Origin of the sequence: Geodermatophilus sp. CPCC 205506 (assembly GCF_051383635.1) — a bacterium.
Lineage (GTDB): Bacteria > Actinomycetota > Actinomycetes > Mycobacteriales > Geodermatophilaceae > Geodermatophilus.
Genome location: NZ_JALPKP010000017.1, coordinates 59,591 through 71,844 on the forward strand (window position 1 = coordinate 59,591; position 12,254 = coordinate 71,844).

A 12,254-nucleotide genomic window follows, 5' to 3' on the forward strand; every position below is an offset into this window, starting at 1 on the left:
CGGCCGAGGGCCGGGGAGGTGTCAGCGCGCGAGCGAAGGGGGGTCGTTCCTGCCGCAGGGAGCTCAGGCGGACTCGGGTGACTCCGCGAAGCGGTCCGCGGCCGAGGCCATGTGCTCGTCCACGACGTGCAGGGCGGCGGTCACGTCGGCGCGCTCGATGGCGTCGACGATCGGGGCGTGCCGGTCGCGCGCCATCATCGGCGCCTGCCACGCCGCCCCGTTCAGGATCGCGACCCGCATGCGGCCGGCGAGGTGCTGCCACGCCTCGACGAGCATGGAGTTGCCCGACAGCCGGCACAGCTCGAGGTGGAAGGCCAGGTCGGCCTCGATCCGCGCGGTGGGGTCCGCACCGTCGTCGCTGAGGTGCCCGAGCGCGGTCCGCAGCGCGGCGACGGCGGCGTCCCGACGCGGGGAGGCGATGATCTGCCGGACCGCCAGCCCCTCGAGCGCCGCCCGGACCTGGAACAGCTCCCGCACCTCGGCCGGGCTCAGACTGTTGACCCGCAGCATCCCGCGGTTGCCGGCGGTGACCAGCCCCTCCTGCTGGAGGTGCCGGAGGGCCTCGCGCACCGTGCCACGACTCACCCCGAGCGAGCCCGCCAGCTCCACCTCGCCGAGGTGGTCCCCCGGGCGGTACTGACCGGAGAGGATCGCCGCGCGGACCGACTCCAGCGCCCGCTCACGCAGGGTGCTGCGATCCAGGCTGGCCAGTGGCTCCACGTTCACAGCACCTCCTCGTCGGCCCGCATCCTATCGCCGCGGTGTCGACAGCAGGGTGGCGACAGTCGACAGCTCCCCCGTCGTGGCGATGCCGGCGCCCCGCCGTCAGGTCGCCGTGCCGCCGCGGAGCGCGTCGACCGGTGCCACCGCGTGGTGGCGGCCGAGCGGCAGCATGAGGGGCTTGCCCGAGGTCGGGTCGACGATGACCCGGCTGTCGAGACCGAAGACGGCGCGTACGCAGTCCTCGGTGAACACGTCGGCCGGGTCCCCGGAGGCGTGGATCCGCCCGTCGGCCAGCGCGACGAGGTGGTCGGCGTAGCGGGCCGCGAGGTTGAGGTCGTGCAGCACCATCACGATGGTCGTGCCGCGGGTCCGGTTCAGGTCGGTCAGCAGGTCGAGCACCTCGACCTGGTGGGCCACGTCGAGGAACGTGGTCGGCTCGTCCAGGAGCAGCAGATCGGTCTGCTGGGCCAGCGCCATCGCGATCCACACCCGCTGGCGCTGGCCCCCGGAGAGCTCGTCGACGGCGCGCTCGGCCAGCTCCGTCGTCTGTGTGGCCTCCAGCGCCGCGGCCACCGCGGCGTCGTCCTCCCTCCTCCACCGGGTGAAGACGCCCTGGTGCGGGTGGCGGCCCCGCCCGACGAGGTCGGCGACGGTGATGCCCTCGGGTGCGATCGGCGACTGCGGCAGCAGGCCGAGCGTGCGGGCGAGCTCCTTGGCCGGCATGCGGTGCACGGCCCGGCCGTCGAGCAGGACCTGCCCGCCGCGCGGCGCCAGCAGCCGCGACATCGAGCGCAGCAGCGTCGACTTGCCGCAGGCGTTGGCGCCGACGATGGCCGTGATGCGGCCGGGCGGCACGACGAGATCGAGGTCCTCGACGACGACGCGGTCGCCGTACCCGAGCGTGAGGTCCTCCGCCGCCAGCGAGTGGGTGGTGCTCACAGCGCTCTCCCTTCGCTTCCGCGCGGCGGAGCCGCCAGGCCAGCAGAGTCGCTCACAAAGAACCTCCGGCGCGGTTGGTGCGGACGATCAGGTAGATCAGATAGGGCGCGCCGAGCACGCCGGTCACGACGCCGACCGGGAAGCGGGTCCCCAGCGCGAACTGGCCGACGACGTCCGCCACGAGCACCAGCAGCGCCCCGACCAGTGCCGCGGGGACGAGCAGCGAGCCGTTCGGTCCTACGATGCGGGCCGCGATCGGTCCGGCGAGGAACGAGACGAAGGCGATCGGCCCGCACGCGGCCGTGGCGAAGGCGATCAGGCCCACCGCCGCGACGATCGCCACGATGCGGGTGCGCTCGACGCGGATGCCGAGCGCGGACGCGATGTCGTCCCCGAGTTGCAGCGCCGAGAGCTCCCGCGTCTGGGTCAGCAGGATCGGCCCGAGCACCACCAGGGCGATCAGGGCGGGCACCGTCGCCTCCCAGGTGCTGCCGTTGAGGCTGCCGGTGAGCCAGCGCAGCGCCTCGGCGAAGTCCCACGCTCCGGCCTGGTCCAGGACGTAGGCGATGAAGCTCCTCGACATGGCGGCGATGCCGATGCCGATGAGGATGAGCCGGGTGCCCGCGACCCCGTCCTTGAACGCCAGCACGTACACGAGCAGCGCCACCACGAGCGCGGCGACGATCGCGGTGATCGAGACGGCGGTCCCGCTCCAGCCGAGGAGGACGATCGCGAAGGCGGCCGCGGCGCTCGCCCCGGCGCTGATGCCGATGACGTCCGGGCTGGCCAGTGGGTTGCGCAGCATCGTCTGGAACGTGACGCCGGCGAGGCCGGAGCTCAGCCCCGCGACGACCGCGAGGACCGCGCGCGGCAGCCGGAGCCGGCCGACCGTGAAGGTGGCGCCGGGGACGTCCTGGCCCAGCACCACCCGGAGCACGTCCCCCGGCGGGTAGGAGGTCCGCCCGACCATCAGGGTGACGGCGAAGGTCGCGACGACGAGCACCGCGAGCACCGCGACGACCAGGCGCCGGCGGGCGGCGCGGCGGACCCGGTTCCGGGCGACGGCGTCGACCGTGGAGGAGGCAGGCGCGACGACGGCGGTCACAGCTCACGGACCTTCTGCCGGCGGACGATCGCGATGAAGAACGGGGCGCCGACCAGCGCGGTGATGATGCCGACGTCGATCTCGGCCGGGCGGGCCACGATGCGACCGAGCACGTCGGTGGCGGTCAGCAGGCAGGCACCGGTCAGCGCCGAGAACGGCAGCAGCCAGCGGTGGTCCACCCCGACCAGCAGCCGGCACAGGTGGGGGACGACGAGCCCGACGAAGCCGATCGGGCCGGCGACCGCCGTGGCGGCGCCGCACAGCAGCACCGAGCCGAGGGCCGCGATCCCGCGGGCCACGGCGACGCGCTCCCCGAGGCCGGCCGCGAGCTCGTCGCCAAGCGCGAGGGAGTTGAGGCTGCGGGCCGAGAGCAGGCTGACGGCGAACCCCACCGCCAGGAACGGCAGCACCGTGCCGATGCTCTCGAAGGTCGCGCCGCCGACACCGCCGATCTCCCAGGACTGCACGCTCTCGGCGATGTCACCGCGCGGCAGGGCGACGGCGGTGATGAACGAGGTGAGGGCGGCCGAGGTGGCCGCGCCGGCCAGGGCGAGCTTCAGCGGGGTCGGCCCGCCGCGCCCGAGCGACCCGACGGCGTGGACGAACCCCGCCGCCAGCGCGGCGCCGGCGATCGCCGTCCAGATGATCCTGGTCGACGAGAACAGCCCGAACCAGGCCAGCCCGGCGACCACGGCCAGCGACGCACCCATGTTGATCCCGAGGACCCCGGGATCGGCCAGCGGATTGCGGGTGACGCCCTGCATGACCGCGCCGGACAGGCCGAGCGCCGCGCCCACGACGACGGCGAGGAGGGTGCGCGGGATCCGCTTGGTGACGGCCGCCTGCCCGATGTTCTCGGTGGACCCGCCCAGGGCGGCGAGGATGTCGGACCAGGCCACGTCCCGCGAGCCCACCGTGATCGAGGCGATCGCCAGGGCGACGAGCACCGCGAGGACGGCCAGCAGCCAGAGGGACCGTCCCGGCCTCGGGCGCCGCACGACGGCGGCGCCCGAGGCCGGGACGGGAGGAGCGGTGGTCACTGCCCCTTGTCAGCTGCCTCGGCGAGCATCGAGACGTAGTCCTCGAGGACCCAGGAGATCGCGAGCGGGGTCGGGTTCGCCGCGGTGCCCAGCGGGGTGTCGGGCAGCAGGACGAGGGCCCCGCTCCTGACGGCCGGGATCTGGGACAGCAGCGGGTCCGCGTTGAGCGCGTCTACCAGCGCCTGGTCGCCGTACGTGACGATGATGTCCACGTCGTCGAACGCGTCGACCTGCTCGGCGCTCACCGTGCCGGAGAACTGCTCGGGGTCGGTGGAGGCCGCCGTGACGCTGGCCGGGGTGGACAGCCCGAGGTCCTCGAAGAAGGCGCTGCGGGTGTCGAACGGCGTGTAGAAGCTGACCTCGCTCAGGTCGGCCGTGTCCACGTGGGTCAGGAACATCGTCGACCTGCCCTCGAGCTGGGGGTACTCGCCGACGGCGGCGGTGATGTCCTGCTCGAGGCTCGCGACGAGCGCCTCGCCCTCCTCGGCCATGCCCATGCCCGCGGCGTTGATCTCGATCATCTCGCGCCACGGCGTCGCCCATGGCGCCTCCGGGTAGGCGACGACCGGGGCGATCTCGCTGAGGGTGTCGTAGTCCTCCTGGGTCAGGCCCGAGTAGCCGGCGAGGATCACGTCGGGGTCGGTGTCGGCGACCGCCTCGAAGTCGATCCCGTCGGTCTCGTCGAACAGCACCGGCGTCTCCGCGCCGAGCTCCTCGAGCCGCTCGGAGACCCACGGCAGCAGGCCGTCGCCGTCGTCGTCACCGAAGTTCGCGGCGGCCATGCCGACGGGGACGACGCCGAGCGCGAGCGGCACCTCGTGGTTGGCCCACTGCACCGTGGCGACCCGCTCGGGCTGCGACTCGATCGTCGTCGTGCCGAAGGCGTGCTCGACGGTGATGGCGGTGACGTCGGTGGCGCCCTCCGCCTCGCCCGCGGCCGACGAGGCCGAGGAGGCCGAGGAGCAGGCGGCGAGCCCGCCCGCGAGCAGGGCTGCCGTGGGGAGTGCGACCCATCTCGGTGCGCGACGCATGGTGTCCTTCCGGTCGTGGTGCGGCGCCGCCCGGTGCAGCGCGCTGTCGTGGCCCGGCTGTGGGCGAGGCACAGGCGCGCAGCGGCCGGGGACCGGCCTGCTGCGCGTTCATGGGTGCACGTCGCTCTAGTAAGGCTTGGCTAACCAAACTTAGGGTGCGCTTACTGCGTTGACAACCACGAAACGGTCACAGTGCACCGGCGCCGTCGACCGGGTGGCCGGCTCGGCGCTCAGGGGCGCTGCCGGAGCGTCTCCGCGGGCGGGACGCCGTAGCGCTGCCGGTACCGGGCCGCGAACCGGCCGCGGTGGGGGAACCCCCAGCGCTGCGCGACCGCCTCGACGGTGGTCGTCGCCGGGTCGGCGAGGAGCAGGTCGCGGTGCGCGCACCGGAGCCGGACGTGCCGCAGGTACTCGGTCGGCGAGGTGTCCATCGCCCGCTGGAAGCCGTGTTGCAGGCCCCGGACGCCGACGCCGCAGGCGCGGGCGATCTCGGCGACGGTGACCGGCCGGTCCGCGTTGGCCTCGATGTAGTCCCGAGCCTGGCGCACGACCGACGGGCCGGCGGCGGGCGCCGGTGCGGCCAGCTCGTCGCGGTGCTCGTGCAGCGCGGTCAGCAGGAGGCCGCACATCACGCTGTGCGTGAACGGTGCGGCCACCATCGGCTGGCGGACGAGGGCGTTCTCGTCGGCGAGGTCGGTGGCCAGGGACCGGACCAGGGCCAGCCACTGTGCGCCGCGACCGGTCGAGACGTCCATGCCCAGGTCGAGGTCGACCGGGTGGCGCAGCGGCCGGTCCAGCAGCTGCTCCAGCTCGTGCTCGAGCGCCGGCTGGGCGATGCGGAGGGCCAGGACCGGAGCCGGGGTCGCCCAGCCGCTGAACACGGCGGCGCGGTCGGGGACGTGCACGACCGCCGCGCCCGGCCCCGCGACGGCGTTCCGGCCGGCGCTGGTCACGGTCAGCGTGCCCGCGGTGGGGACGTTGACCTGGTAGTGGCCGTCGTGGGCACTCTCGATGCGCACCTCGGTGTCGTAGCTCAACCAGCCGACGGTGAGCGGGCCCAGCGAGGCGGCGTCCAGGGTCATCGCGAAGCGGCTCGCGTCACCGAGCACGGTGACCCGGTGGCTGTGGAACACCCGCGTGCCCACGTCGCGCGCCTCGTCGGGGTCGCCGCTGCGGACCGACACCTCCGGCAACGGCCGCGGGCGGACCGGTTCCCCGGCAGCGGTCATGGCGCCTCCACCGGTGTGATCCGCCGGACGACCGTCGCGGGCCAGTATGCGACCAGTTGCCGGGAAACCGTTGTGGCCGGCGCCACATCCGTCCTTGGCTGTGGGTCGGGCACGTCCCGCCCGCCACCGACGAAGGAGTCCCCCGTGGCCCGTCTGCTGCCCCCTGGGCTGTCCGAGTCCGACTTCGACACGGCGATCGCCCGGTTCCGGGACGTCGTCGGCGACAAGTACGTCGCCACCGAGGACGGCGACCTGGCCCGCTACCGCGACCCGTACCCGGTCGGCAGCGAGCCGGCGGCCGGCGCGTCGGCGGCGGTCTCCCCGGAGACGACCGAGCAGGTGCAGGAGATCGTCCGGATCGCCAACGAGTTCGGCATCCCGCTCTCCCCCATCTCGACCGGGAAGAACAACGGCTACGGCGGCGGCCAGCCGCGGCTGTCGGGTGCCGTCGTCGTGAACACCGGCGAGCGGATGAACCGGATCATCGAGGTCAACGAGAGGTACGGCTACGCGCTGCTCGAACCGGGCGTCTCGTACTTCGACCTGTACGAGTACCTGCAGGCCAACGCGCCGTCGCTGATGCTCGACTGCCCCGACCTGGGCTGGGGCTCGGTGGTCGGCAACACCCTCGACCGCGGCGTCGGCTACACCCCCTACGGCGACCACCTGATGTGGCAGGCCGGCCTGGAGGTCGTGCTGCCCACAGGCGACGTCATGCGCACCGGCATGGGAGCCGTGCCAGGGAGCGACACCTGGCAGCTGTTCCAGTACGGCTTCGGGCCCTTCCCCGACGGCCTGTTCACCCAGTCCAACCTGGGCATCGTCACCAAGATGGGCATCCAGCTCATGCAGCGCCCACCGTCTGCGACCACGTTCGTGATCACCTTCGACCGGGAGGAGGACCTGGCGCAGGTCGTCGACATCATGTTCCCGCTGCGGGTGAACATGGCGCCGCTGCAGAACGTGCCGGTGCTGCGCAACATCATCCTCGACGCCGGCGTCGTCTCGAAGCGCACCGAGTGGCACGACGGCGACGGCCCGCTGCCGGACGAGGCGATCCAGCGGATGAAGTCCGAGCTCGGCCTGGGGTACTGGAACCTCTACGGCACCGTCTACGGTCCCCCGCCCGTCGTCGACGCCTACCTCGGGATGATCAAGGACGCCTTCCTCCAGGTGCCGGGGTCGACCTTCGCCACCCACCACGACCGCGACGAGGCCACCGACCGCGGCGCGCACGTGCTGCACGACCGGCACCGGATCAACAACGGCATCCCCAGCCTGGACGAGATGAAGCTGATGGAGTTCGTGCCCAACGGCGGGCACATCGGCTTCTCGCCGGTCTCCGCGCCCGACGGCGCCGACGCGCTGCGCCAGGCGCAGATGGTGCGCCGGCGGGCCGACGAGTACCGCAAGGACTACGCCGCCCAGTTCATCGTCGGGCTGCGGGAGATGCACCACATCGCGCTGCTGCTGTTCGACACCACCGACGCGCAGGCCCGGCAGGAGACCCTCGACCTGGCCCGGGTGCTCATCGACGAGGCCGCCGCCGAGGGCTACGGGGAGTACCGCACCCACAACGCCCTCATGGACCAGGTGATGGGCACCTACAACTGGGGCGACGGCGCGCTGCTGCGGTTCCACGAGGCCGTCAAGGACGCCCTCGACCCCCACTCGATCATGGCGCCCGGCAAGTCCGGGATCTGGGGCCGCAAGTACCGCGGCCAGGACCTCTGACCGCCGTCCGACGGCGGCGCACCCGCCGTGCCGCGCGGTCCGCGGTTTGGTCGACCGCGACCGCGCGGCGAGGATCGGCGGGTGCGCGCGGTGGTGAGCAGGGTCGGGACGGCGGCGGTGACGGTGGACGGCGCCGTGGTGGGCGAGATCGGCCGCGGCCTGCTGGCGCTGGTCGGCGTCGGCCGGGAGGACGACGCGGCCCGCGCCCGCGCCCTGGCCCGCAAGGTGCACGAACTGCGGGTCTTCCCCGGTGAGGGCGGCGCCTGTTCCGTCGGCGACCTCGGCCTGCCGGTGCTGGTGATCAGCCAGTTCACCCTCTACGCCGACACCCGCAAGGGCCGCCGTCCCTCGTGGCAGGACGCCGCGCCCGCCGAGGTGGCCGAACCCCTGGTGGCCGAGGTGGTCGCCGAGCTGCGCCGCCGGGGCAGCGAGGTGGCCACCGGGGTGTTCGGCGCCCGCATGCTCGTCTCCTCGGTCAACGAGGGACCGATGACCTTGCTCCTGGAGGTCTGAGCCCGGACGCCTTGGGTATCACCGGGTGACGCAACACACGCCCTGTGCATTTGCTGTGAAGCCGGCACACGCGGAACACCTGACGGGGTCGGGGCCGTTGTGCAGGGCGTACCACAACGGACAACGAGAGCGAGGGCTGCGGCCGCCTGGCAGAGCAGGCCGGCCGACCGGGGCCCCCACCCACGACATCCGGGTGCACCGCGCCACGACGACGCGAGCAGGTGCATCCGTACCGAAGGCAAGGACGAAGACAGATCGTGACGCTGCTGCAGTCTTCCCCCACCGACACCCTCGAGGTGCGCTCGCCGCGCCGCGAGCCCGACACGACCGGTCTGGTCTCGACCGACCTCGTGCGGGTGTACCTGAACACCATCGGCAAGACCGCGCTGCTCACCGCGGAGCAGGAGGTCGAGCTCGCCAAGCGGATCGAGGCCGGCCTGTACGCCGAGCGGCTGCTCAACGAGCGGCAGCTCACGCCCGCGCTCCAGCGGGACTACAAGACGCTGGCCATCGACGGCAAGGCGGCCAAGCGGCACCTGCTCGAGGCCAACCTGCGCCTGGTCGTGTCGGTCGCCAAGCGCTACACCGGCCACGGCATGACGTTCCTGGACCTCATCCAGGAGGGCAACGTCGGTCTGATCCGCGCGGTCGAGAAGTTCGACTACACCAAGGGCTTCAAGTTCTCGACGTACGCGACGTGGTGGATCCGCCAGGCCATCACCCGCGCGATGGCCGACTCCGGCCGCACGATCCGGCTGCCCGTGCACCTCGCCGAGCAGGTCAACAAGGTCGTGCGCACCCGGCGACGGATCCACCAGGAGCTGGAGCGCGAGCCCACCGCCGAGGAGCTGGGCCTCGAGCTCGACATGACCCCCGAGCGGATCACCGAGCTGCTCGAGTACTCCCGCGACCTGGTCAGCCTCGACCAGACCGTCGGCGCCGACGAGGAGTCCCGCCTCGGTGACTTCATCGAGGACGCCGACGCCGCCGTCGCCGAGGACGCCGTCGCCTTCCAGATGATGAAGGGCGACGTCCGCACCGTGCTGGGCACGCTGGAGGACCGCGAACGCGACGTCGTCGTGCTGCGCTTCGGCCTGGACGGCGGCCAGCCGCGGACCCTCGAGCAGATCGGCAAGCAGTTCGGGCTGTCCCGCGAGCGGGTGCGCCAGATCGAGCGCGAGACGATGGCCAAGCTCCGCGACCCCGAGCGCGCCGACGCGCTGCGCGACTACCTGGCCTGAGAGAGGACCCCGTCCCCCTGACGACGGGGCCGGCCGAGAGCCCGCCGCCCTTCCGGGCGGCGGGCTCTCGGTGTCTCTACAGCCCGGCGGAGCCGTGTCGCACGATGCGGGCGAGCAGCTCGGCGCGGGTGCCCGCACCCGACTTGGCCAGGATGGCGCCGACGTGGTGCTCCACGGTGCGCTTGCTGAGGAACAGCCGCCGGGCGATCTCGGCGTTGGACAGCCCCTCGGCGACGAGCCGCAGCACGTCCCGCTCCCGGGTGGTGAGCTCCCCGCCCGACCGCGGGGACGGCCCGGGGCGGGCGCCCAGGCTCCGCAGTAGCGCGGCCGCCTCGTCGGCACTCCGCGCCGCGCCGAGCTCCTGGAAGGTGCGCAGCGCCGTCCGGCCCTCCGCCCTCGCCAGGTCGGGGGCCTCGTCGCGCAGCTCACGGGCGACCGCGAGCCGGGCGCCGGCCGCCTCCCACGGCAGGCCGGCGCGGGAGAACCCGACGAGGGCCGCCTCGAGGTGCGGCAGGGCCGGCGCACCGCCGGTGGTCCGGGCGAGCACGCCGGCCACCAGCTCGGCCAGCGCCTGCGCGTGCAGGAGCCCGCTCGCGGCGGCCAGGCCCCGCAGCCGGCCGTGCAGCCGTTCGGCGTCGTGGATCCGGCCCGCGTCCGCCTGGAGCTGAGCCAGCAGCGCGATCGCCGGCGCGTGCAGGACCGTCGCACCGGCGAGGCAGCGGCGAAGGACCGCCGCCGCGCTCTCCGGTTCCCCGCGCAGCAGGTGCAGCCGGGCCAGCGGCAGGACGGCGGCGCCGTCGAACTCGCTGCCGGCCAGCAGCCCGGCGGCCTCCTCGAGCCGGCCCTGCCGGACCCGGAGGTCGGCGAGGCGGAGCGCGGCGCCGGCCCGGAGGGCGCGCATCCCGCGGTCGTAGAGCCCGAGCGCCGTCGTCAGCTCGGCCTCGGCCTCGGCCCACCGGCCGGCCGCGATCAGGACGCCGCCGTGGTGCATGAGGCAGATGGCCGACACCCACAGGTCGTTCGACGCCCGGCCGGCGGCATCGGCTACGGCGAGCCACTGCTGTGCGCGGTGGACGTCGAGCGCCAGCTCGCAGCAGAGCAGCATCTTGCAGTAGATCTCGCCGATGACCAGGTGGTCGCGGACCTCGCCGTTGCCCGCGGCCACCGCGGCCTCGTCGACGCACCGCATCCCCTCGGGAACCTGCCCGCGCAGGACCAGGCCCGCGCCCCGGTAGGCGAGCGCGCAGAAGTGCAGGTCGGGATCGTCCCACCGCCGGGCCACGCCGGCGGCCTCCTCCGCGGCCGCGGCCACCTCGTGCGCGACGTCGGTGCCGGCCGCGGCGGCGAGCGCCACCCAGCCCCGCTCGACGCAGTCGTCGGAGCCGACGAGGCTCCTCGCCCGGGCGAGCCAGCCTTCCGCCGCCGCACCGTTCCCGCGCACCGCGGCGTGCAGGAAACTCAGCTCACGTCCGGCGATGAGCGCGGCGAGGCGGGCGCGGCCCTGCGCCCGGCAGCCGCGGAACGCCTGCTCGTAGCATCGGATGGCGCCCTCGAAGTCGCCGGCCCACTCCAGCGCCCGGGCCATGCCGTAGTGGGCGTCGGGGGTGTCGGAACGGCCGAGCGCGTCGGCGAACACCTGCCGCGCGGCGGACCAGTCGCCGCGCTCCAGCGCCGCCTCGCCCCGGGCCAGGAGGACGTCGCCGCCTGCCATGGTCCGAGGGTCCCACCGCCCGTCCCCGGCGGGACCCCCACGGTGCGCGGATGGGCGGGGTCCTGGGTGCGTGCACCCATGACCCGCGGCTCCTCCCCCACGACCCTGGACCCGTTCCCGCGCACAGGGAGGACGCCATGACCAGTACCGCGGACCGGTCCGGAACCGAGGCCTTCCAGGTGACCGCCGAGGCCGCCGAGCTCTACGAGTCCCGGTTCGTCCCGGCCCTCTTCGCCGAGTGGGCGCCGTTGCTGGCCGACGTGGCCGGCGTGCGGCCCGGGCAGGAGGTGCTCGACGTCGCGTGCGGCACCGGCATCGTCGCCCGGACCGTCGCCGACCGGCTCGCCGGAACCGGCCGCGTGGTCGGGCTGGACCTCAACGAGGCGATGCTCGCCGTCGCCCGGCGGGTCCGGCCGGAGCTGGAGTGGCGGCAGGGGGACGTCGCCGCGCTGCCGTTCCCGGACCGGTCCTTCGACGCGGTGCTGTGCCAGATGGCGCTGATGTTCTTCCCCGACCGGACGGCGGCGCTGCGCGAGATGGCCCGGGTGACCCGGTCCGGTGGCGTCGTCGCGCTCTGCGTGCCGGCCGCCCTGGAGGACCAGCCGGCCTACGCCCCCTTCGTCGACCTGGTGGTGCGGCACGCCGGTCCCGTCGCCCGGCCGCTGATGGGCGCCTACTGGGCCTGCGGCGACCTGGACGCGCTCCGGACGAGCCTCACCGACGCCGGCCTGGCCGTGCTGGAGACGCGGACGCACCTCGGCACGGCGGCCTTCGAGTCGGCCGAGGCCATGGCGGTGACCGAGGTCGAGGGCTCACCCCTGGCCCGGCAGATCTCGCCCGACGTGTACGCCCGCATCCGCACCGGGGCGCGGGAGGTGCTGGCCCCGTTCACCGACCCCGACGGCGCCCTGCCCGCCCCGTTCCGCGGGCACCTGGTCGCCGCGCGCACGCCGGAGACCTGAGGGCGGCCCCTCTGCAGGGTCCCGCC

11 protein-coding genes are annotated in these 12,254 nt (G+C 73.9%); 4 read left to right on the forward strand and 7 right to left on the reverse strand.

All coding sequences use genetic code 11. The features are described from left to right. Positions 1-63: 63 nt before the first annotated feature. The 6 genes from MY520_RS11815 to MY520_RS11840 all read right to left on the reverse strand — a co-directional run bounded on the left by MY520_RS11815 (position 64) and on the right by MY520_RS11840 (position 6,067). A complete protein-coding gene (locus MY520_RS11815) occupies positions 64-726 on the reverse strand; it encodes a GntR family transcriptional regulator (RefSeq protein WP_436692294.1) in 663 nt (220 codons plus the stop codon). Positions 727-825: 99 nt separating this feature from the next. Further along, positions 826-1,662, reverse strand: coding sequence for an ABC transporter ATP-binding protein (locus MY520_RS11820; protein WP_436692295.1), 837 nt, complete (start codon positions 1,660-1,662; stop codon positions 826-828). 52 nt (positions 1,663-1,714) lie between these two features. Continuing rightward, a complete protein-coding gene (locus tag MY520_RS11825; RefSeq protein ID WP_436692296.1) occupies positions 1,715-2,767 on the reverse strand; it encodes a FecCD family ABC transporter permease in 1,053 nt (350 codons plus the stop codon). Continuing rightward, complete coding sequence (locus MY520_RS11830) at positions 2,764-3,807, reverse strand: FecCD family ABC transporter permease (protein WP_436692297.1); 1,044 nt, start codon at positions 3,805-3,807, stop codon at positions 2,764-2,766. The genes MY520_RS11825 and MY520_RS11830 overlap by 4 nt, the downstream gene beginning before the upstream one ends. Next, entirely contained in the window at positions 3,804-4,838 is a 1,035-nt protein-coding gene (locus MY520_RS11835; protein WP_436692298.1) for an iron-siderophore ABC transporter substrate-binding protein, read from the reverse strand. Before MY520_RS11835 ends, MY520_RS11830 begins: the two co-directional genes overlap by 4 nt. Positions 4,839-5,068: 230 nt before the next feature. Then, the gene (locus MY520_RS11840; RefSeq protein ID WP_436692299.1) at positions 5,069-6,067 is read right to left on the reverse strand and encodes an AraC family transcriptional regulator; all 999 of its coding nucleotides are present in this window, start codon (positions 6,065-6,067) and stop codon (positions 5,069-5,071) included. 144 nt (positions 6,068-6,211) lie between these two features. Here MY520_RS11840 and MY520_RS11845 point away from each other — a divergent pair, with 144 nt between their 5' ends. The 3 genes from MY520_RS11845 to sigB all read left to right on the forward strand — a co-directional run bounded on the left by MY520_RS11845 (position 6,212) and on the right by sigB (position 9,555). Beyond that, positions 6,212-7,801, forward strand: coding sequence for an FAD-binding oxidoreductase (locus tag MY520_RS11845; RefSeq protein WP_436692300.1), 1,590 nt, complete (start codon positions 6,212-6,214; stop codon positions 7,799-7,801). A gap of 81 nt (positions 7,802-7,882) precedes the next feature. Continuing rightward, on the forward strand, positions 7,883-8,314 hold the full coding sequence (dtd, locus tag MY520_RS11850; RefSeq protein WP_436692301.1) for a D-aminoacyl-tRNA deacylase: 432 nt from the start codon (positions 7,883-7,885) through the stop codon (positions 8,312-8,314). Between the two features lie 257 nt (positions 8,315-8,571). Continuing rightward, on the forward strand, positions 8,572-9,555 hold the full coding sequence (gene sigB / locus MY520_RS11855; RefSeq protein ID WP_436692302.1) for an RNA polymerase sigma factor SigB: 984 nt from the start codon (positions 8,572-8,574) through the stop codon (positions 9,553-9,555). A 76-nt stretch (positions 9,556-9,631) separates the two neighbouring features. Here the strand turns inward: sigB and MY520_RS11860 are convergent, their stop codons facing one another. Continuing rightward, the gene (locus MY520_RS11860) at positions 9,632-11,266 is read right to left on the reverse strand and encodes a LuxR C-terminal-related transcriptional regulator (RefSeq protein ID WP_436692303.1); all 1,635 of its coding nucleotides are present in this window, start codon (positions 11,264-11,266) and stop codon (positions 9,632-9,634) included. Positions 11,267-11,403: 137 nt separating this feature from the next. On the opposite strand from MY520_RS11860, the gene MY520_RS11865 reads away from it, so the two are divergent. Next, on the forward strand, positions 11,404-12,228 hold the full coding sequence (locus MY520_RS11865) for a methyltransferase domain-containing protein (RefSeq protein ID WP_436692304.1): 825 nt from the start codon (positions 11,404-11,406) through the stop codon (positions 12,226-12,228). Positions 12,229-12,254: the final 26 nt, after the last annotated feature.

Coding starts and splice junctions, on each gene's coding strand:
- MY520_RS11835 (WP_436692298.1), bottom strand. CDS start 4,838: ATGCGTCGCGCACCGAGATGGGTCGCACTCCCCACGGCAGCCCTGCTC.
- MY520_RS11840 (WP_436692299.1), bottom strand. CDS start 6,067: ATGACCGCTGCCGGGGAACCGGTCCGCCCGCGGCCGTTGCCGGAGGTG.
- MY520_RS11860 (WP_436692303.1), bottom strand. CDS start 11,266: ATGGCAGGCGGCGACGTCCTCCTGGCCCGGGGCGAGGCGGCGCTGGAG.
- MY520_RS11865 (WP_436692304.1), top strand. CDS start 11,404: ATGACCAGTACCGCGGACCGGTCCGGAACCGAGGCCTTCCAGGTGACC.